This window comes from Kordiimonas sp. SCSIO 12610 (assembly GCF_024398015.1).
Lineage (GTDB): Bacteria > Pseudomonadota > Alphaproteobacteria > Sphingomonadales > Kordiimonadaceae > CANLMI01.
In genome coordinates this window covers 2,037,770-2,058,836 of the sequence record NZ_CP073747.1, presented here as the reverse complement: position 1 = coordinate 2,058,836, position 21,067 = coordinate 2,037,770, and the positions used below count along the sequence as shown (strand labels likewise).

General features: G+C 47.1%; 17 protein-coding genes. All 17 read left to right on the top strand.

Features of this window, described 5'->3' with window-relative positions; translation table 11 throughout:
- Positions 1–17: 17 nt before the first annotated feature.
- Complete coding sequence (gene nuoG, locus KFF44_RS09545; protein WP_255933719.1) at positions 18–2,072, top strand: NADH-quinone oxidoreductase subunit NuoG; 2,055 nt, start codon at positions 18–20, stop codon at positions 2,070–2,072.
- Positions 2,065–3,096, top strand: coding sequence for an NADH-quinone oxidoreductase subunit NuoH (gene nuoH, locus KFF44_RS09540; protein ID WP_255933718.1), 1,032 nt, complete (start codon positions 2,065–2,067; stop codon positions 3,094–3,096). Before nuoG ends, nuoH begins: the two co-directional genes overlap by 8 nt.
- Before the next feature lie 18 nt (positions 3,097–3,114).
- Positions 3,115–3,603, top strand: a complete 489-nt coding sequence (gene nuoI / locus KFF44_RS09535; RefSeq protein ID WP_255933717.1) for an NADH-quinone oxidoreductase subunit NuoI — start codon at positions 3,115–3,117, stop codon at positions 3,601–3,603.
- Between the two features lie 21 nt (positions 3,604–3,624).
- Positions 3,625–4,260, top strand: coding sequence for an NADH-quinone oxidoreductase subunit J (locus KFF44_RS09530; protein WP_255933716.1), 636 nt, complete (start codon positions 3,625–3,627; stop codon positions 4,258–4,260).
- A gap of 12 nt (positions 4,261–4,272) precedes the next feature.
- Positions 4,273–4,581, top strand: a complete 309-nt coding sequence (nuoK, locus tag KFF44_RS09525; RefSeq protein WP_255933715.1) for an NADH-quinone oxidoreductase subunit NuoK — start codon at positions 4,273–4,275, stop codon at positions 4,579–4,581.
- Positions 4,582–4,592: 11 nt separating this feature from the next.
- Entirely contained in the window at positions 4,593–6,692 is a 2,100-nt protein-coding gene (nuoL, locus tag KFF44_RS09520) for an NADH-quinone oxidoreductase subunit L (RefSeq protein WP_255933714.1), read from the top strand.
- A gap of 18 nt (positions 6,693–6,710) precedes the next feature.
- A complete protein-coding gene (locus tag KFF44_RS09515; protein ID WP_255933713.1) occupies positions 6,711–8,240 on the top strand; it encodes an NADH-quinone oxidoreductase subunit M in 1,530 nt (509 codons plus the stop codon).
- Positions 8,241–8,253: 13 nt separating this feature from the next.
- On the top strand, positions 8,254–9,705 hold the full coding sequence (gene nuoN, locus KFF44_RS09510; protein WP_255933712.1) for an NADH-quinone oxidoreductase subunit NuoN: 1,452 nt from the start codon (positions 8,254–8,256) through the stop codon (positions 9,703–9,705).
- A 10-nt stretch (positions 9,706–9,715) separates the two neighbouring features.
- Positions 9,716–10,498, top strand: a complete 783-nt coding sequence (locus tag KFF44_RS09505; protein WP_255933711.1) for a biotin--[acetyl-CoA-carboxylase] ligase — start codon at positions 9,716–9,718, stop codon at positions 10,496–10,498.
- A 46-nt stretch (positions 10,499–10,544) separates the two neighbouring features.
- Positions 10,545–11,318 carry a type III pantothenate kinase gene (locus KFF44_RS09500; protein WP_255933710.1) on the top strand — a complete coding sequence of 258 codons (774 nt, stop codon included), beginning with the start codon at positions 10,545–10,547 and terminating at the stop codon, positions 11,316–11,318.
- A gap of 20 nt (positions 11,319–11,338) precedes the next feature.
- Positions 11,339–13,012 carry a ribonuclease J gene (locus KFF44_RS09495; RefSeq protein ID WP_255933709.1) on the top strand — a complete coding sequence of 558 codons (1,674 nt, stop codon included), beginning with the start codon at positions 11,339–11,341 and terminating at the stop codon, positions 13,010–13,012.
- A gap of 23 nt (positions 13,013–13,035) precedes the next feature.
- Entirely contained in the window at positions 13,036–13,440 is a 405-nt protein-coding gene (mce, locus tag KFF44_RS09490; protein ID WP_255933708.1) for a methylmalonyl-CoA epimerase, read from the top strand.
- Positions 13,441–13,443: 3 nt separating this feature from the next.
- Complete coding sequence (locus tag KFF44_RS09485) at positions 13,444–13,695, top strand: DUF1467 family protein (RefSeq protein ID WP_255933707.1); 252 nt, start codon at positions 13,444–13,446, stop codon at positions 13,693–13,695.
- A gap of 380 nt (positions 13,696–14,075) precedes the next feature.
- The gene (gene proS / locus KFF44_RS09480; RefSeq protein WP_255933706.1) at positions 14,076–15,383 is read left to right on the top strand and encodes a proline--tRNA ligase; all 1,308 of its coding nucleotides are present in this window, start codon (positions 14,076–14,078) and stop codon (positions 15,381–15,383) included.
- Positions 15,384–15,444: 61 nt separating this feature from the next.
- Positions 15,445–16,692, top strand: a complete 1,248-nt coding sequence (locus KFF44_RS09475) for a lipoprotein-releasing ABC transporter permease subunit (protein WP_255933705.1) — start codon at positions 15,445–15,447, stop codon at positions 16,690–16,692.
- A 9-nt stretch (positions 16,693–16,701) separates the two neighbouring features.
- A complete protein-coding gene (locus tag KFF44_RS09470; protein ID WP_255933704.1) occupies positions 16,702–17,373 on the top strand; it encodes an ABC transporter ATP-binding protein in 672 nt (223 codons plus the stop codon).
- Between the two features lie 179 nt (positions 17,374–17,552).
- Positions 17,553–21,065 carry a DNA polymerase III subunit alpha gene (gene dnaE, locus KFF44_RS09465; RefSeq protein ID WP_255933703.1) on the top strand — a complete coding sequence of 1,171 codons (3,513 nt, stop codon included), beginning with the start codon at positions 17,553–17,555 and terminating at the stop codon, positions 21,063–21,065.
- Positions 21,066–21,067: the final 2 nt, after the last annotated feature.

Sequence of the window (21,067 nt, the reverse complement as noted above, 5' to 3'; positions counted from 1 at the left end):
GAGGCCGGGAGAAATATATGCCTACGCTAACCATTGATGGTCAGGAAGTTACGGTAGATCCGGGGACAACGGTTCTGCAAGCTTGCGAAGAAGTTGGGGTTGAGATTCCGCGTTTCTGTTACCACGAGCGTTTGTCGATCGCTGGTAACTGCCGGATGTGCCTTGTTGAAATGGAAAAAGCACCAAAGCCAATTGCAAGCTGCGCTATGCCGGCAGGCGACGGGATGGTGATCCACACAAATACCGAACGTGTTAAAAAGGCACGTGAAGGTGTGATGGAATTTCTGCTGATTAACCACCCGCTTGATTGCCCGATTTGTGATCAGGGCGGCGAGTGTGATTTGCAGGACCAGTCGATGGCGTTTGGTGGTGGTGCAAGCCGCTATGAGGAAAACAAGCGCGCCGTTGAAGACAAATATATGGGTCCGCTGATTTCAACCACCATGACACGTTGTATCCACTGTATGCGCTGTGTTCGCTTCTCAACTGAAGTTGCTGGTGTTGATGATATGGGTTCGCTCTGGCGCGGTGAGCATACTGAGGTAACAACCTATCTTGGTAATATGTTAGACAGTGAAATGTCTGGTAATGTTATCGATTTGTGCCCGGTTGGCGCGTTAACAAGTAAGCCATATGCGTTCACTGCCCGTAGTTGGGAACTCAAAAGCACGGAGTCGATTGATGTGATGGACGCTGTTGGTTCCAACATTCGTGTGGATGCGCGCGGCGCGGCTGTTATGCGGATTTTACCGCGTTTGCATGAAGATGTGAATGAAGAGTGGATTTCCGATAAAACCCGTTTTGTTTATGACGGTCTTAAAAAACGTCGCCTTGACCGCCCGTATGTTCGTAAAGACGGTAAGCTTACTGAAGCAAGCTGGGGTGAAGCATTTGACGCCATTAAAACTGGTGTTAGCGGCCTCAAAGGCGATCAAATTGCTGGTGTTGTTGGTGATCTTGCCGACATGGAAGCCATGTATGCGATGAAGGATTTGCTCGCCAATCTTGGATCAAGCCGGATTGAAAGCCGTCAGGACGGTGCAGAGCTCGATGCTTCCGTGCGTTCTGGCTATTTGATGAATAGCTCGATCGCAGGCATCGAAGACGCTGATTACCTTTTAATGATCGGCACGAACCCACGCGCTGAGGCGCCAATCATTAATACACGTATCCGTAAGGCTGTTCGTCACCTTGGTTTAAAGGTTGCGAATATCGGTGAAGCTGTGGACCTTACATATCCTGTTGAAGAGTTTGGCAATGATACTGCTTTGATCTCTAAGATCACGGGTGGTCGCCATGCGATTTCAAAAGCGTTGAAGGCTGCTGAAAAGCCAATGATCCTCGTTGGGCAGGGCGCACTGCAAGGTAAAGACGGCGCTGCAATCCTTAAAATGGCGCGTGATATTGCTGACAAATACTGTATCAAAGATGGCTGGAACGGCTTTAACGTTCTGCATACTGCAGCAAGTCGTGTTGGGGCCTTGGATCTTGGCCTTGTGAGCGATGGCGGTATTGACGCCATCAAGTCCGATGCTGAGGATGGTAACTTGAAGGCTGTGTTCTTGCTGGGCGCTGATGAGTTCGATACATCAAGCCTCAAGGATGCGTTCACTGTATATATCGGTACGCACGGTGACGAGGGCGTTAAGAACGCTGATGTTATCTTGCCTGCCGCAGCATATACCGAAAAATCAGGTACCTATATCAATACTGAAGGCCGCGTTCAGATGACAGCGAAGGCTGTGTTCGCGCCGGGCGATGCCCGCGAGGATTGGACAATCTTCCGTGCGCTATCTGATGTGCTTGGTTCAACGCTTATGTATGATAATCTTGGTCAACTTCGCCTGAAACTGGTTGAAGCAGTACCACACATCACAGCGATTGATGAAGTTCCAGATGCAGAATGGGGCGATTTCGGTATCAAAGGCGATATCGAAGCCGGTGAGATCACAAACGCTGTTTCAAACTTCTATGTAACCAACCCGATTGCAAGAACGTCAGATATTATGGCCGACTGCATCGAAGCCCGCAGCGGCGAAGGATTTGAGGAGGCAACGGGAACCAATGGTTGAGGCTCTCTACACGCTATTTGGCGGTGAAGGCGAATTTCTTTATTTCCTCGCTATCATTGCCTCTATCTTTGCGATTGTGCTCCCGCTTTTGATCGGTGTTGCATTCGCGGTTTATTTCGACCGAAAAATTTGGGCGGCGGTTCAAATGCGCCGCGGCCCGAACGTGGTTGGACCATTTGGCCTTTTGCAATCATTTGCGGATGGCCTGAAACTTTTCCTCAAGGAAACGATTGTTCCAGCGGGCGCTAATAAGGGTATCTTTATTATCGCACCGATGCTGACGTTCACACTGGCGCTTATCACTTGGGCGGTTGTGCCGTTTGGTCCGCACCTCGCGATTGCTGACTTGAATGTTGGTATTCTCTATATCCTCGCGATTTCATCGCTGGGTGTATACGGAATTATCATGTCTGGTTGGGCATCAAACAGCCGATACGCGTTCCTGGGTGGCCTCCGGTCTGCTGCGCAGATGGTATCTTATGAGGTATCAATTGGTTTTGTGATCGTGACAGTTCTATTGAACGTTGGCTCGCTAAATATGACTGAGATCGTCGAAGCACAAAGTGCTAGTGTGCTGCATTGGCATGTATGGCGCTTCTTCCCATTGTTTATTATTTTCTACATCTCAGCGCTCGCAGAGACCAACAGACCACCATTTGACCTTCCGGAAGCGGAAGCAGAGCTGGTGGCCGGATATCAGGTCGAATATAGTTCGATGGCATTCGCGCTCTTCTTCCTTGGTGAATATGCGAATATTCTTCTGATGTCTGCATTGATGGCAATTCTGTTCTTTGGAGGATGGCTCTCGCCGTTTGGCTTCTTAGATTTCATTCCGGGTTGGCTGTGGCTCATCATTAAAACAGGTTTCTTCTTCTGGACTATTTCGATGGTGAAGGCATTTGTTCCGCGCTATCGCTATGATCAGTTGATGCGCCTTGGCTGGAAAGTGTTCCTGCCGATCTCTTTGTTCCTTGTAATCCTGTATGCCGGTATTTGGGTGTACGGTGGTTTGATACCCAATTGATAGAGGGTAGGTGATATTATGACTGCTATTGCACAAGCTGCTAAAAGTCTGATTTTGAAGGAATTCTTCGCGGCATTCTGGCTGTCGATCAAATATTTCTTCAGACCAAAAGCAACAATCAACTATCCATACGAAAAAGGGCCACTAAGCCCGCGGTTCCGCGGCGAGCATGTGCTCCGTCGGTATCCAAACGGTGAAGAACGCTGTATTGCCTGTAAGCTATGCGAAGCAATTTGCCCGGCGCAAGCAATCACGATTGAAGCTGAGCCACGGGAAGATGGTTCGCGCCGCACAACGCGCTACGACATCGATATGACAAAATGTATTTATTGCGGATTTTGTCAGGAAGCCTGTCCGGTTGACGCGATTGTGGAAGGGCCAAACTTTGAGTTTGCTACCGAAACACGTGAAGAACTGATGTATAATAAAGAAAAACTGCTCGCTAATGGTGAGCGCTGGGAACGCGAAATTGCGGCCAACTTGGCCCTTGACGCGCCCTATAGATAAGGGTGGGGTGAGAGAAGACTAATGACACTTCCTGCTTTGGCATTTTGGCTTTTTGCAAGCATCACGGTGGCTTCTGGCCTTTTGGTGATATCAGCGCGCAACCCCGTTCATTCGGTATTGTGGCTTATTCTTGCATTCTTTAGCGCAGCTGGCTTGTTCGTTCTGATGGGCGCTGAGTTCCTCGCGATGCTTTTGATCATCGTATACGTGGGTGCGGTTGCTGTTCTCTTCCTCTTTGTCGTGATGATGCTAGACATTAACTTCAAAGAACTTCGTCAGGGATTTCTTCAGTATCTTCCTATTGGTGGTTTGATCGGATTGGTTCTGGCGGTTGAATTGGTTGCCATTGGCGCAGCTTGGCAGTTTGGACCAGAGGTTGCGAATAATGCAGCGTCACCAGCAACTGCTGTTGAAGGTGCGAGCAATATCGAAGCCTTGGGCGCGATTATCTATACAGATTATATCTACGCCTTCCAGGTTGCTGGTATGGTTCTTTTGGTTGCGATGATTGGTGCGATTGTTCTGACACTTAGAACACGCCCAGGCGTTAGACGCCAGAATATCGCGCGTCAGGTTGCTCGTCGTCCAGAGGATGCGTTTGAGCTTGTAGATGTTGAAAAAGGTGAGGGTGTATCAATCCCCTCTAAACAACGGTAAGGAATGGATGCCATGGATATAGGGCTAGGGCATTATCTGACGGTTGCGGCGATCCTGTTTGTTTTTGGGATTTTCGGTATCTTCCTTAACCGGAAGAACGTCATCATTATCTTGATGTCTGTGGAGCTTATGCTTCTTGCAGTGAATATTAATCTGGTCGCATTTTCGACCCATCTGAATGACCTTGTGGGGCAGGTGTTTGCCATGTTTGTGCTGACGGTTGCGGCAGCAGAGGCGGCAATCGGCCTTGCGATCCTTGTGATTTACTTCCGTAAGCGCGGAACAATCGCGGTCGAAGATATTAACCAGATGAAAGGCTAGGGACGCAAAAAATGATCTACAAAGCTATCGTCTTCTTGCCGCTTATCGGCTTTTTAATTGCAGGGATTGGTGGAAACCAGATTGGTGATCGCTTGTCGCAGCTTGTGACAGCTACACTTGTCAGCATTTCTGCTGTTCTTTCCTGGATTGTTTTTATTGATGTCGCGATTGCGCACAATGCAGTGAATACGGTGACTGTACTTGAGTGGGTCAAGTCAGGAACGCTTGAGTTCAACTGGGCGCTTAAGATCGACACGCTTACCGTTGTGATGCTGGTGGTTGTGAACTCGGTTTCTGCGCTCGTGCACTGGTATTCAATGGGCTATATGAGTGAAGATCCGCATAAACCGCGTTTCTTTGCCTATCTGTCGCTCTTTACGTTTGCGATGTTGATGCTCGTTACTTCAGACAACCTTGTTCAGATGTTCTTTGGTTGGGAAGGCGTGGGCCTTGCTTCATACCTCCTCATCGGGTTCTGGTTCAAGAAACCAAGTGCGAACGCGGCAGCGATCAAAGCGTTTGTCGTAAACCGTGTGGGTGATTTTGGCTTTTCACTCGGTATTTTCGCTGCGTTCATGGTGTTTGGTACCGTTGTATTTGATGACATATTCGCGAATGTTGAAGCCTATAAGGATGCAACAATCAGTTTCCTTGGACACGATTATCATGCGATTACGGTGATCAGCTTGCTCTTGTTTGTTGGTGCAATGGGTAAATCTGCGCAGCTTGGCCTTCACACATGGTTACCCGACGCGATGGAGGGGCCGACACCCGTATCTGCGCTTATTCATGCAGCAACGATGGTAACAGCGGGTGTATTCCTTGTGGCACGCTTTAGCCCTGTGTTTGAATTCTCACCTGACGCATTAACTGTTGTAACGTATGTTGGCGCGGCAACCGCCTTCTTTGCCGCGACAGTTGGCCTTGTGCAGAACGATATTAAGCGCGTTATCGCTTATTCAACTTGTTCACAGCTTGGGTATATGTTTGTGGCGCTCGGCGTTGGTGCCTATGGCGGTGCGATCTTCCACCTTTTCACGCACGCGTTCTTTAAGGCGCTATTGTTCCTTGGCGCCGGATCAGTGATCCATGCGATGCATCATGAGCAAGATATGCGCAATATGGGTGGCCTTCTGAAGAAGATACCGTTAACAGCTGCTGTTATGCTGATTGGAACGTTTGCGATTATCGGTCTGCCGCTTCTTTCAGGCTACTATTCAAAAGATTTGATCATTCAGGCGGCCTATGCCTCTGATGGTGGGGGCGCAGCATTTGCTTTCTTCCTAACTGTTGTGGCTGCCCTTATGACAAGCTTCTATAGCTGGCGTTTGGTATTCCTGACGTTCTTCGGGGAAACACGTGCGGACGCACATACGTTTGACCATGCCCATGAAGGGCCTTGGGTTATGCGTATACCGCTGATTGTCTTGGCAATTGGTGCATTGTTTGCCGGTGCGGTTTTTCAGAAGTATTTTATCGGTGCCGAGAAGGTAATATTCTGGGACGGCGCTTTGGTTGTTGCTGCAAATGATATTATGGATGCGGCTCAGGTGGTTCCAAAGGCTGTTGTGAAAGCACCGTTTATTGCCATGATGCTCGGCCTGTTTATCGCACTTTGCTACTATAGACCAAACCTGAATCTACCGAAACCTGTTCTGTTGGGATTAACCGCTGTTACACTTGCGAGCTGGATTTTCTTCCCGAATAAATATGTAAGCTATTATTCAGGTATCCTGTTTGCTGTTTCGCTTTATGGAACACTTAATGTGTTTGGCCGTGTTGCAAGTAACCTTCCGCAAAAAACTGCTGAAATGTGGGATGGCCTATACGCATTCCTTCTTAATAAATGGTATTTCGACGAACTTTATAACTTTGCAATCATTAAGCCATCATTGTGGCTCGGCGGTTTCTTCTGGAAACGCGGCGATGAGAAAACCATTGATGGCTTCGGACCGGACGGACTTTCAGCGCTTGTTGCGGGTATTGCAGCGCGCGCCCGGAAGCTCCAATCGGGTTATGTTTACCATTATGCATTTGCAATGATTATCGGACTTGCGATCGCTGTGACATGGTTTATGTCGCAGGGTGGAACGCAAGTTGCCGGACACTAAGGGTAGGGAAGACTTACAATGGAATTTCTAGATAACTATCTTCTTTCCCTCATGATGATCGCACCGATGATCGGTGCCTTGGTCATTCTGATGATCCGCAATGCAGATAAAGAGATTGAGAAACGCAATATTCGCCAGGTTGCGCTCCTGACGACAATTGTAACCTTCATCCTAAGCATTTTCCTTTGGGTGGGATTCGATAATGGATCTGCCGAGTTCCAGTTTGTTGAAAAATACAAATGGATTGGTGACAGCATCAGCTATTATGTTGGCGTGGACGGCATTTCAGTTCTGTTCATTATTCTGACAGCGTTCCTTATGCCAATTGTTATCCTCTCGAGCTGGGGTGTTGAGAACCGCGTAAAAGAATATATGGTTGCGTTCCTTGTGCTTGAAACACTGATGATTGGTGTTTTCTCAGCGCTTGATATCTTCCTCTTCTATGTGTTCTTTGAAGGTGGCCTTATTCCAATGTATTTGATCATTGGTGTTTGGGGCGGCGTGAACCGTATTTACGCAAGCTTTAAATTCTTCCTCTACACGCTTCTTGGTTCTGTATTTATGTTGATCGCGGTCCTCTATATGTTCATTGAGGCCGGTACAACAGATATTCCTGCGCTGATGGAGCACGGTTTTGATCCTCATGTTCAAAACTGGCTATGGTTTGCCTTCTTTGCGTCCTTCGCAGTGAAGATGCCAATGTGGCCTGTTCATACGTGGCTTCCGGATGCGCACGTTCAGGCACCAACGGCGGGATCGGTTATCCTGGCTGGTGTACTTCTGAAAATGGGTGGATATGGTTTCCTTCGATTTAGCCTGCCAATGTTCCCTGATGCCTCGCAAGAGTTTGCATGGCTTGTCCTCGCGTTATCGATTGTTGCTGTGATTTACACATCACTTGTTGCGCTTGTTCAGGAAGACATTAAGAAGCTGATTGCATATTCCTCAGTGGCGCATATGGGATTTGTGACTATCGGTATTTTTGTTCTGAACACAAACGGTATTGAAGGGTCGATCTTCCAGATGTTGAGCCACGGTGTAGTTTCAGGTGCATTGTTCCTTGGCGTTGGTGTAATTTATGACCGCCTGCACACGCGTGAAATTAAGCGCTATGGCGGCCTTGCAAATAATATGAAGCTTTACGCGGTAACATTTGTCTTTTTCTCAATGGCGTCCATTGGTCTTCCGGGAACGAGTGGCTTCGTTGGTGAGTTTATCGTCTTAAACGGTGCGTTTACGTATAATAGCTGGGTTGCTTTCGGCGCTGCCTTTGGTGTGATCCTTGGCGCTGCCTATATGCTTTATCTTGTGTGGCGCCTATTGTTTGGTGAGTTGACGAAAGATGACGTGAAGGCAATGCCTGATCTGAACCTGCGTGAAAAAATTATTTTTGCACCTTTGATTGCTGTGGTTCTCTGGATGGGTATTTATCCGAATAGCTTCCTAGAGCCTATTCATGCCTCTGTTGCAAACCTTATAGATAAGAATTTCCCCACTGTTGCCGAGGAGCAGGCGAAAGCTGTAACTGCTTCTCAGGCTTCCCATTAGGAGTGAGAATCCGATGACCGGACAACTTCCAAATCTTGTTCCCGTACTGCCAGAATTGATCTTGGCGATTGGTTCGATGATCCTTCTTATGGTTGGGGTATTTCGCGGTAACAAAAGCTTTTCACAGGTTACTGTGTTGTCAATTGCTCTACTTGTGATCACTGGTTTCGTGATGCTTACACAGGTGGGCTTTGAGCGACAGCTTACCTTCAATGATATGTTTGTTTCTGATAGTTTTGCGATCTTTACCAAAGTTCTGATTTTGATCGGTTCTGGTGTCGCGATGCTAATTTCTACCAACTATCTGAAAGACCATGATATAGCGAAATTTGAATATCCTATTCTAATCTTGCTTGCGACGCTGGGTATGATGCTGATGGTATCTGCAAACAGCCTTTTGTCGCTTTACATGGGGCTAGAACTTCAAAGTTTATCGCTTTACGTCCTTGCCGCGATGAACCGGGACCGCACACGCTCAACTGAGGCAGGCTTGAAATACTTTGTATTGGGTGCCCTAAGTTCGGGCATGCTTCTCTATGGTATTTCGCTCGTTTACGGTTTCGCCGGTAGTGTGAATTTTGACGTACTTGCCGAAACGCTTAAGGGCGGGGCAGATGCATCGCTTGGTGTCATCATTGGTATGGTCTTCATGATCTCTGGCTTTGCTTTCAAGGTATCTGCTGTTCCGTTTCACATGTGGACACCAGATGTTTATGAAGGATCGCCAACCCCTGTTACTGCATTTTTTGCAGCAGCGCCTAAGGTTGCGGCTTTTGGCCTCTTTATTCGCGTGATGATCAGTGCATTCCCTGAAATGCAACATGAATGGCAGCAGGTTATTGTCTTTATCTCACTAGCGTCCATGATCGCTGGTGCTTTCCTTGCGCTTGTTCAGAAAAATATCAAGCGTCTTATGGCTTATTCCTCCATTGGTCACATCGGTTATGGCCTGATGGGTTTAGCAGCTGGCACAGAAAAAGGTATCGAAGCGCTTTTGATTTACCTTGCAATCTACCTAACAATGACACTTGGCTCTTTCGCTGCAATCCTGACTATGCGCCGCGCGGATGGTATGGTTGAAGAGATTGAAGACCTTTCAGGTCTGTCGCAGAACAACCTGCCAATGGCTATTGCGATTGCTACATTTATGTTCTCGCTTGCCGGTATCCCGCTTCTGGCTGGTTTCATTGGTAAATGGTATGTTTTCCTTGCTGCGGTTGAGGCAGGCCTTATTCCACTTGCTGTAGTTGGGGTTGTAACGAGTGTAATCGGTGCGTTCTATTATCTGAATATCATCAAGATTATGTTCTTTAATGATCCTGCTGATGCGTTTGAACCTGTTGGGTCACGCAGCCTGACTGCGGTGATTGGTGTTAGCGCGATTTTAAACTCACCAGTGGGATACCTCTTGATTGCTCCGTTAACAGCGGCAGCAGCATGGGGCGCCAGTTCACTTATTTTTTAAGTGAGCCACTGTGACCATAGAACAGTTTGAAGATTGGACAGCCTTGGCGCCTGGCGGCGTCAGGGTTCGTTTTTATCAACAATGTGATAGTACCAATACAGTTGCGTCGCAAATCGCAGTCAATGAACCTAGCGAAAAAGCACTTTGGATCACCGCGAAAGAGCAAACCTCCGGGCGCGGGCGCCGCGGTCGGGAATGGACCTCAAATGCGGGGAATTTATACTGTAGCTTACTATGGCGTCCTGCGCTTACTTTAAGTGATTTAACATCACTGCCTTTTATAACTGCCCTGGCAGTTCGTGATATGTTTGTGTCACTTGGTGTTGATCCAACGTCGGTTAAATGTAAGTGGCCAAACGATATTTTGTTATCTGATAAGAAGGCGTCAGGCATATTGATCGAGAGCAGTGCGAAGTCTAAGGGGCAACTTGACTATGTTGTGATTGGCATTGGCGTCAATTTAATGCATTTTCCTTGCGATGCTGCATTCTCAGCGACTTCCTTGTTGGAGCATTCTGGGGCCGTAAGGTCGGTATCTGAAGCATTTAAGGTTTTGGCAGATCATGTGTACACGCGGTTGGAAGCATTTGATGTATCGAACCCGGCCCATGTTTACCGTGAATGGAGTGAACACAGTTGGGGACTTGGTGAAGAGCGTGAAATCAGGACGGCTAACGAGATTTTTGTTGGAACGCCCCAGTCACTCGCTGATGATGGTGGACTGGAAGTTCTGAAGAATGACGGCAATATTTTGAGGATATATGCTGGGGATGTATTCCCCACTAATAAGTAAAGCGATAAAGAGTTAATCCCATAATTAGGGATGAAAGGTTTTTCAAATGTTGTTGACGATTGATGCAGGCAACACAAACACAGTATTTGCTCTTATTGACGGCGATGAAATTGCCGAACAATGGCGTATTTCAACAGCCGATCAGCGCACTGTTGAAGAATATATGGTCTGGATCAGTAATTTGATGGCCCTTCATGGCCGCGATATTAGCGTTATTACAGGCGCTATTATTGCAAGCGTTGTCCCGCAGGTTGTTTGGCCGCTTAGTCAGCTTTGTAAGAAATATTTTAACTGTGAACCGATTGTTGTTGGCGCGGATGGTGTTAAGTTGGGTGTTGACGTGCGTGTTGATAATCCAAAGGAAGTTGGGGCGGATCGCCTCGTGAATGCTGTTGCTGCTGATGCTATATATGGTGGTCCAATGGCAGTGGTCGATTTTGGGACGGCAACAACCTTTGATATTGTTGGAAATGATGGTGCTTACCTCGGCGGTATTATATGCCCTGGTATCAATCTTTCCTTATCTGCGCTTAATCAGGCCGCAGCCAAATTACCTCGTATCGCAATCAGCGCTCCAGAAGATACCCGGGTGACTGGCAAAACAACCTTAGAAGCTATGCAATATGGTATTTTCTGGGGCTATGTAAGTATGATCGAAGGGTTGGTGAAACGGCTTAAGGACGAGCATGGCCAGAATATGAAGGTGTTAGCAACTGGTGGCCTTGCACCGATTTTTGCCGACCATACAGATGCGATTGATCATGTTTCTGGTGAATTAACATTATTAGGTCTAAAACTGATCTTTGAGCGTAACCAATAATCAAACAAAGAAGCTCTTTTATGGCCTATATGCAACGCAGTGACGACAGACTTATTTTCCTACCACTTGGTGGCTCGGGTGAGATTGGGATGAATCTCAATCTATATGGGCATAAAGGAAAATGGTTGATGGTCGATTGCGGAATGGCGTTCGCTGGCGAAGCGCTTCCGGGTGTTGATCTTATTTTTCCTGATCCCGATTTTATCGAGGACGAAAAAGATACGCTTGCAGGCCTTGTCGTTACCCATGGGCATGAGGATCATATTGGGGCTATTCCTCACCTTTGGCAACGATTTGAGTGTCCGATCTATGCAACACCGTTCACCGCCGAACTTATTCAGGATAAACTGAACGAGGCAGGGTTTGATGATGTTCCAATGGTTATCGTTGATCATTATGATGCCTTTAATGTTGGGCCCTTTAATATTCGCTATATCGCCCTCGCGCACTCAACTGCGGAAGGGCATGGAATTGTTATCAAAACTGAACGGGGAACCATTTTCCATACTGGTGACTGGAAACTGGATAAAAATCCTTTAATCGGGCCAGTTTGTCCGTCTACTGCCCTTGAGGAACTCGGTAGAGAAGGGGTTTTGGCACTGGTTGGCGATTCTACAAATGTATTTAACGAGAGCGAATCTGGTTCTGAATCGGATGTTCGTGCAAGCCTGAAAGAGCTTGTTAGTGACCTTAAAGGGCGGGTTGTGATTACAACATTCGCCTCTAATGTCGCGCGCTTAGAGACAATTGGGGAAGTTGCCAAGGCAAGTGGCCGTGAAGTTGTTCTTTTGGGGCGCTCCATGCACCGTATATATAAGGCGGCGAAGGCAACTGGATACCTGAAAAAGTTCCCGACACTCGTAAGCGAAGATGATGCCGAATATTTGCCCAAGGATAAAATCCTGATCGCATGCACGGGATGCCAAGGCGAAAACCGCGCTGCCCTAAGCAGAATTGCCAGAGGTGATCATCGTAATATTGATCTTGTCCCTGGGGATACCGTTATCTTTTCCTCAAAAATGATCCCGGGCAATGAACTTGTTCTTGGAAGTTTGTTCAATATCCTTGCAGCTAGAGACATTGATATTATTACGGAAAAAGATGCGTTTGTGCATGTTTCCGGTCACCCTGGTCGCTCTGAACTACGCACAATGTATGATTGGGTGAAGCCAAAAATGTTGATCCCTGTACACGGCGAAGCCCGCCATTTGAAGCATCATGCCGAATTTGGGCGCTCGTTAGGCATCGAGCATACAATTGTGCCCTCGAATGGTGACATTATCGAAATCAAAAACAATGGCCTCAAGAAAATAGATTATGCACCATCTGGGCGCCTTGCGCTTGATGGAAAATCAGTTGTTTCAGTTGATGATCCTGCCATTGTTGACAGAAAACGTTTGATGGTAAACGGGCTTATTATCGTAAGCTTGGTGTTTGGTGATGATAATGCATTGGCTGCTGAACCGCTTCTGGCGATTAAGGGAATTGCGGGCTGTGATGATGATGCGTTTTATGATGTAATTTTGGATATCGCTGAAACAGCCGTTGAAAAGATTGGTGCACGCGCCCGCGAGAGCGATACTATGGTTGAGGAAGCCGTTCGTATTGCAATCCGGCGATTCACGCGCCGTGAAATTGGAAAGAACCCAGGCGTTGAAGTAATGATCACCAGAAGCGATGATCTTGATTTCTAATAATTGTAAATAAGGATGATAGTATGATTGGACGGTTAAACCATGTTGCGATTGCGGTTCCTGATTTAGAGGCGGCAGCCAATACCTATCGCAATACGTTAGGGGCTAAGGTTTCTGATCCTGTTGATCTACCGGACCACGGGGTAACAACGGTGTTTGTTGAATTGCCAAATACTAAGATCGAATTGTTGCTTCCTCTTGGTGAAAATTCGCCGATAGCAAAATTTGTTGCTAACAATCCATCTGGTGGTATGCACCATGTTTGTTATGAAGTTGATGACATCATTGCAGCACGGGACAAGCTCGTTGCAGAAGGTGCGCGTATCCTTGGTGACGGTGAGCCAAAAATTGGCGCCCACGGCAAGCCAGTGTTGTTCCTGCATCCAAAGGACTTTTGTGGAACGCTTGTTGAACTTGAAGAGGTCTAATTTATGAACATCGCAACGATTGTTCTTGTTTATGTTGTGATTTGGTGGATGGTGTTTTTCGCAGCCCTTCCGATTGGTGTGCGCTCGCAGCATGAAAGCGAAGAAGGTGTGGTTGAAGGTACTGAACCCGGTGCGCCGTCTAATCCTAATTTGCTGAAAAAGGCCCTCTATACAACTTTAATCGCTGCTGTGCTGACAACCGGATATTACTTTCTCGTGGATAGTGGTGTTATCAGTTTTAGAGCACCGCGTTGATTTTCACGCTTTAATACAACGAGATAGAATACTAAAAAAGCAAGGCATGTAGCCTTGCTTTTTTGCTGAGATTAATTCTCAATATTTCTTCCCTGAGCCTGGATCATATCCAAGCAACACATCTGTTGTGTGCGTGACAGTTAATTTATTAGCTAACAGTTTTCGTGTCACCAACGAATACAGTGCCTGATCTTTTTCATTCATCTAGTTTTGAGTGAATGTTGCTATGAAGCCACAACTGATGATGCTGAAGGTGTAAAATGGCTTTCTTCTGTATATTGGTGTAAATTCATCAAAAACGAATTGCTCTTTGCATCGGTTCGCGGCAAAAGAACAGATATTCGTTTTGAAACAAGAATTACAAAGAGAAATCAAACGTCATGCGTTTAAGCCGTTATTTTTTACCCACACTAAAGGAAACTCCTTCTGAAGCCAAGATTGCTTCGCATCGTCTGATGTTGCGGGCAGGCATGATCCGTCAAGGTGCTGCCGGTATTTATTCATGGTTACCATTAGGTCATAAGGTTTTGAAAAAGATCGAACAGATCGTCCGTGAAGAGCAAGACCGTGCTGGTGCGGTTGAAATGCTGATGCCAACCATTCAGCCAGCAGAGCTTTGGGAAGAAAGCGGACGGTATGATGATTATGGTAAAGAAATGCTCCGTATTGAAGACCGCCACGAGCGCAGAATGCTATTTGGCCCGACGAACGAGGAAATGATCACTGATATTTTCCGCCGTGAAGTGAAATCATATCGTGACCTTCCGAAAAACCTCTATCATATTCAGTGGAAATTTCGGGATGAAATCCGCCCACGGTTCGGTGTCATGCGTGGCCGTGAATTTTTGATGAAAGATAATTACAGTTTCGACCTAACCGCAGAAGATGGTGTAAAATCCTATAATGCGATGTTTGTCGCGTATCTGCGTACGTTTGCGCGCCTTGGCCTCAGGGCAATTCCAATGCGAGCGGATACGGGGCCGATAGGCGGTGACTTGAGCCATGAATTTATCATCCTTGCAGATACTGGGGAAAGCGAAGTTTTCTTCCACAAAGATTTTGAACAACTTGATCCGATGGTTGATGTTGACCCGTCATCTGACCTTCAACCGATTGTTGACGAGTGGACAGCGCTTTATGCTGCAACAGATGAAATTCATAATGCTGACGACTGTGATGTTACAGATGGTGATCTGAAAACCGGTCGCGGTATCGAGGTTGGTCATATCTTCTTCTTTGGCGACAAATATTCGAAACCACTCAATGCAAGTGTCCAAGGACCGGACGGTAAGAACGCATTTGTTCAGATGGGTTCATACGGTATCGGTGTTTCGCGCCTTGTGGGCGGTATCATTGAGGCAAGCCATGATGAAAATGGTATTATCTGGCCGGAAGCTGTGGCCCCGTTTAAGGTTGGCCTGATTAGCCTGAATACCAAGAAGGAAGACTGTGTTGCAGCTTGTGACAAGCTTTATAGAGAGCTTATGGATGCTGGCGTTGATGTTCTTTATGATGATACGAACGAGCGTGCAGGTGGCAAGTTTGCAAATATGGACCTGATTGGCCTGCCATGGCAGATTGCCCTTGGACCACGCGGCTTAGAGAACGGTGTTGTTGAATTAAAGAACCGTGCAACAGGCGAGCGCGAGGAAGTGGCACTTGATGCTATTGTCGCACGGATGACATAATTCTGTTTTTATGGTCAAAGCGACAAAAAGATTGGGGCAATAAATTGACTGGAGGATTGGTTTGATAGCGCGAGGATATGAGTGGCGTATTGCGAAGCGCTATCTGACAAGTAGGCGTAAGGACGGTTTTATTTCCTTAACCGCAATTCTCTCAATGGTGGCAATTGCCCTTGGGGTTGGGACGCTTTTGATTGTTATGTCGGTTATGAATGGATTTCGTGCCGAATTGCTGGATTCTGTTCTGGGTTATCATGGTCATGTTATCGTGCAAGGATATGGCGGTGAAATAAAAGGTTATGAGGAACTGCGTAGCGACCTTAAGAAAGTTGACGGTGTCACAAAGGTAATCCCGTTCGTCGAGAAACAGGTTTTGGTGACGCACGATCAGCAATCGCGTGGTGCACTTGTTCGTGGATTGCCTGATGATGTTTTTACTGAAGGAAAACTCAATATAAACAATGTTTTGCAGGGTGATCTTCGATTAACAAGTGAGGTTGGCGGCGTTGTTCTTGGGTATCAGCTAGCACGTACGCTTGGTGTGGGGGTTGGTGATAATGTCAAAATCCTAAGTCCCACCTCGGTTGCGACCCCGTTTGGTTCTGCACCGCGAAGTAAAGCCTATCCCGTCGTCGCGATCATTGAAATAGGTGTTTATGCGTTTGATGAGAGCTTTATCGGTATGGCGCTTGGTGATGCTCAGCGTTTTTTCCGTCTAAAAGGCAAGGTTAATAACTTCGAACTGTTCTTGAATAATCCGAACGATGTCGACCAATATTTCGAGGGTATCCGCGAAGTTGTGGGCTCTGGCCTTTATGTCTCAAGCTGGAAAAGCTTCAATCAATCGCTTGTTGGCGCGCTTCAGACTGAACGTATCATTATGTTTATTGTGGTTGGGCTTATCATTGTTGTTGCTGTTTTCAATGTATCCTCGAGCCTATTGATGCTGGTAAAGGATAAGTCAGCGGATATCGCAATCCTCCGAACGATGGGGGCAGAGCGTGACGCTGTATCAAGAGTGTTTACTACGGTTGGCCTCGTTGTTGGCGGACTGGGCATAGTAATTGGTTGCCTACTGGCTGCCATTTTTATCACCTATCTCGACACGATAAAATCCGGTATCGAAGCACTTTTTGGTCTGAATCTTTGGGACCCATCGGTTCGCTTTATAACTGAAATGAAGGCCGAAGTTGATTGGGTGGAAGCGGTGCTGACTGTTGTATTAGCGGTTATCCTATCGCTATTGGCGACGATCATTCCTGCGCGCAGGGCAGCGAGCCTCGACCCTGTTGACGTTCTTCGTTATGAGTAGAGAGTGATTATGCGTGTTTTAACCATTGAAAACCTAAAGCGCTCTTTCACTCAGGGTGGAAAAACCATTGAAGTGTTAAAGGGCATTGACCTGTATCTAAACAAGGGGGAACTTGTTGCCCTGGTTGGCGCATCCGGGTCCGGTAAATCAACATTATTGCAGATCGCAGGCCTTCTGGATCATCCAAGCGATGGTAAGATTATTATCAATGATCGCAATTTAAGCGATGCCAATGACAGGGATCGTACCCATGCGCGCAAAAGCGATCTGGGTTTTGTCTATCAATTCCATCACCTCTTGCCTGACTTTACTGCGATTGAGAATGTTATGCTCGCGCTTGATATCGCAGGCCTTCCGCGTAAGGACGGGATGGAGCGCGCAGAAAATATCCTCGTGAAAATGGGGCTTAAGGATCGTCTTGATCATATTCCTGCCGAACTTTCGGGTGGCGAACAACAACGTGTCGCGATTTCACGTGCTATTGTAACAAAACCCTCTTTGTTGCTTGCTGATGAACCAACAGGAAATTTGGATGAAATTACAGCGGCAAAGGTATTTGAAGCCTTTGTTGATCTTGTTCGCGAGGAAGGGCTGACCGCCCTTATCGCAACCCACGATATGTCGCTTGCTGATAAAATGGATAGACGGCTGATTCTTCGTGAAGGAAACTTGGTGATCTAGAACAAACTGTCGCCAAGTTAGGACCTATCCTGGAAAAGTCCGAATTCTCTATATTTCTATGCGATTTTGCCCAGTGATAACAATCTCGCTGTTGCGATGACGCTCAATGGCGCTATGCTGGCAATACAGCGCTGATCAACTGGCGCAATTGGAAGTAAATTTCTGTATCGGAGAATAGTATGAGCCACGCTGGCTTTGTGCATTTACGTGTTCACACGGCATATTCGCTCTCGGAAGGTGCAATTCACGTTAAGGACCTTGTGAAACAATGCGTGGGCCACAAAATGCCAGCGGTTGCGGTTACCGATACGGATAATATGTTCTCGGCGCTGGAGTTTTCCACGAGCGCTGCAGGTTCTGGTGTGCAGCCAATCATCGGTGTATCCCTTCACGTTAGAAATCCGTACCAAGTTACTGACCCTAAATCAAAAAAGTATGTTGAACCTGATCAGTTAATATTGCTTGCGCAGTCAGAACTTGGTTATCAAAACTTAATGAAGCTCGTTTCTCGGGCGCACTTGGAAAGCGATGTGGCGGAAGGGGTTCAACTACCTTTCGATGCATTTGAAGGATTGTCAGACGGATTGATTTGCTTAAGTGGGGGTGTTTCGGGACCAATCGGATCACTAATCCTCGCGGGGCAAAATGATAAAGCCGAGGAGTGCTTGCTCGAATTAAACAAGCTTTTTGAAGGTCGTTTCTATATAGAAATCCAGCGGCATGACTTGGAGAGTGAGCGAAGAAGCGAAGAGGCATTTCTTGACCTAGCTTATAAGCACAATCTCCCAATTGTTGCGACCAATCAGCCATATTTCACAAGTATTGATATGTATCAAGCGCATGATACGCTTCTCTGTATCGCGGATGGTACTTATGTCGCGGAAAACGAGCGCCGCAAGCTCAATAAGGATTATCGCTTTAAAACAGCGGAAGAGATGATTGAGCTTTTTAGTGATCTACCGGAAGCCATTGAAAACACGATCAATATAGCCCGGCGATGTGCTTACAAGGTCGATATCATTGACCCGCTTTTGCCAAACTATACCCGCGGTATGGATGTATCAGAAGCCGATATGCTGCGTGAAAGCTCGTTGAAGGGCCTTCGTGAACGGCTTGACTTTAAAGCCAAGGAAGAAGGACTGGAAGCAGGGCAGGATCAGGAATGGGAAAAAGAATATTGGGAACGCCTTGATTATGAACTTGGTATCATTAATCAGATGGGCTTTCCGGGCTATTTCCTGATCGTCGCAGACTTTATCCAGTGGGCTAAGGATCATGATGTGCCAGTAGGGCCGGGGCGTGGGTCCGGTGCTGGTTCAGTAGTCGCGTGGGTGCTGAAAATTACCGACCTTGATCCACTCAGGTTTTCGCTACTGTTTGAGCGTTTCCTCAATCCAGAACGGGTTTCTATGCCCGATTTTGATATCGATTTCTGTCAGGAAAAACGCGAACGCGTGATCAAATATGTTCAGGATAAATATGGTCATGATCATGTGGCGCAAATCATTACCTTTGGTAAATTGCAGGCGAGGGCAGTGGTTAAGGCCTGTGGCCGCGTGATGCAACAGCCATACCCTGTAACGGACAGGCTTTCTAAGTTGATCCCAAATGACCCCGGTAGTGCTATGTCGCTTGATGAGGCGATCAAAAGCGAGCCACGATTACAGCGCGAGATAGATACGGACGAGCTTACGGAAAAAGTGATGGACCGAGCGCTTAAGCTCGAAGGTCTATACGCACATTCTTCAACGCACGCGGCTGGTGTGGTGATCGGAGATCGTCCTCTTGATCAACTCGTGCCGCTGTACCGCGACCCAAAATCAGACATGCCAGTTACCCAGTTTAATATGAAATGGGTGGAGCAGGCTGGGCTTGTAAAGTTTGACTTCTTGGGCTTGAAAACCCTTACGGTGCTTGATCGTGCGGTAAAATACATCGCCGACCGTGATATTCATATCGACCTGGCGTCTGTGCCTTTAGATGATAAGCCCACGTATGAAATGCTAGCGCGCGGCGAAGCCGCAGGGATTTTCCAGCTTGAGAGTACGGGCATGCGCGCGGTCCTCAAGGGGCTGAAACCAGATACATTTGAAGATATCATCGCGATTGTGGCGCTCTATCGTCCGGGACCAATGGACAATATTCCAACCTATGTTGATCGTAAGCATGGCCGTGAAGAAGTGGAATACCCGCATCCAATTCTTGAGGATATCCTCTCAGAAACAAACGGCGTTATCATCTATCAGGAACAGGTGATGCAGATTGCGCAGGTCATGTCGGGTTATAGCCTCGGCGAAGCGGATATTTTGCGCCGTGCGATGGGTAAAAAGATCAAGGAAGAAATGGACAAACAGCGCGGTCGCTTCTGTGAAGGTGCAGTTGAACGCGGTATAGACGCCGAGAAGGCATCGTTTATCTTTGATCTTGTGACGAAGTTTGCGTCTTACGGGTTTAACAAATCACATGCTGCTGCCTATGCACTGGTTTCCTATCATACGGCCTATTTGAAGGCGAATTTCCCAGTTGAGTTTATGGCGGCGATTATGACGCTTGATATGGGGAATACAGATAAGCTCGCGATGTTCAAACAAGAGCTTCAGCGGATGGAAGTTCCCTTGCTCTTGCCTGATATCAACAAATCCGAAGTGGTGTTCGCTGTAGAAAAAGCCCCCGAAAATTACTGCGAAGATGGTGATACCCGTAACAATCAAGGTGTCCGGTATGCGCTTGCAGCTATCAAGGGTGTCGGTGAAAAAGCGATGGAAGCCGTGGTTGAAGAACGCAAAGCCAATGGACCGTTCAAGGACATGTTTGATTTCGCAGAACGTATTGATCCCAAACTGATGAATAAAAGGCAGCTGGAACAGCTGGCGACTGCAGGTGCGTTTGATAGCCTTGTTCCAGACCGTGCGCAGGCGCATGCGTCAGCGGAAGTGATCATGCGCTTAGCGCAGCGGGTTCAACAAGAACGGGAAAGTAATCAGGTAAGCCTGTTCGGGGGTGATATGGCAGGCGAAATTGATCGACCTGTATTGCCGATTGTTAAGCAGTGGACCGATACAGAGATTTTGCAGAATGAGCGTAAATCGGTCGGATTTTATATTTCTGCACACCCCCTTGATAGCTACGAAACAATTCTTGAACGTGAACGGATTGTTCCTGCCCGCGAAGTCTTTAATGATGCAGTGATGGTTGGACAAACGGTACGAATGGCGGGTGCAATCATTGGATACCGCGAAAGCACATCTAAAAACACGGGGCGTAAATTTGGGGCCTTATCCCTGTCTGACCGGACAGATGTTTTTGAATTGATGATTTTCGAAGATGATCTGGAAAATACACGTTTGCTTGTCGACGAAGGGGCACCGCTTGTAACAACCGTGCAAATTAGAAAACGTGACGACGATGAAACAGTGAGGCTTTCCAACCGAGGTATTGAATCGTTAGAGCAAGTTGCTTCACAGTCGTCAAAGGGATTGTTTATCGAAATTGATAAGGCTGAGGCCTTTCCTGGTGTTCAGGCAGCGCTTTCCCGCAAAAGCGGTGGTAAAGGCAGGGTAACGATTAAGGTTCCTGTCGCGGAGCGGAGGCGTTACGCTGAATTCAGGTTACCCGGCGGTTATAAGGTTACGCCTGAATTAAAGCAGGCCATCACTGCTGAGATTGGTGTTGCTTTGGTAGAAGAAATATAAGC

Bases quoted from the DNA above. Each gene is read 5' to 3' on its own strand.
- nuoG (WP_255933719.1), top strand. From the start codon at position 18: ATGCCTACGCTAACCATTGATGGTCAGGAAGTTACGGTAGATCCGGGG.
- nuoH (WP_255933718.1), top strand. From the start codon at position 2,065: ATGGTTGAGGCTCTCTACACGCTATTTGGCGGTGAAGGCGAATTTCTT.
- nuoI (WP_255933717.1), top strand. From the start codon at position 3,115: ATGACTGCTATTGCACAAGCTGCTAAAAGTCTGATTTTGAAGGAATTC.
- KFF44_RS09530 (WP_255933716.1), top strand. From the start codon at position 3,625: ATGACACTTCCTGCTTTGGCATTTTGGCTTTTTGCAAGCATCACGGTG.
- nuoK (WP_255933715.1), top strand. From the start codon at position 4,273: ATGGATATAGGGCTAGGGCATTATCTGACGGTTGCGGCGATCCTGTTT.
- nuoL (WP_255933714.1), top strand. From the start codon at position 4,593: ATGATCTACAAAGCTATCGTCTTCTTGCCGCTTATCGGCTTTTTAATT.
- KFF44_RS09515 (WP_255933713.1), top strand. From the start codon at position 6,711: ATGGAATTTCTAGATAACTATCTTCTTTCCCTCATGATGATCGCACCG.
- nuoN (WP_255933712.1), top strand. From the start codon at position 8,254: ATGACCGGACAACTTCCAAATCTTGTTCCCGTACTGCCAGAATTGATC.
- KFF44_RS09500 (WP_255933710.1), top strand. From the start codon at position 10,545: ATGTTGTTGACGATTGATGCAGGCAACACAAACACAGTATTTGCTCTT.
- KFF44_RS09495 (WP_255933709.1), top strand. From the start codon at position 11,339: ATGGCCTATATGCAACGCAGTGACGACAGACTTATTTTCCTACCACTT.
- mce (WP_255933708.1), top strand. From the start codon at position 13,036: ATGATTGGACGGTTAAACCATGTTGCGATTGCGGTTCCTGATTTAGAG.
- KFF44_RS09485 (WP_255933707.1), top strand. From the start codon at position 13,444: ATGAACATCGCAACGATTGTTCTTGTTTATGTTGTGATTTGGTGGATG.
- proS (WP_255933706.1), top strand. From the start codon at position 14,076: ATGCGTTTAAGCCGTTATTTTTTACCCACACTAAAGGAAACTCCTTCT.
- KFF44_RS09470 (WP_255933704.1), top strand. From the start codon at position 16,702: ATGCGTGTTTTAACCATTGAAAACCTAAAGCGCTCTTTCACTCAGGGT.
- dnaE (WP_255933703.1), top strand. From the start codon at position 17,553: ATGAGCCACGCTGGCTTTGTGCATTTACGTGTTCACACGGCATATTCG.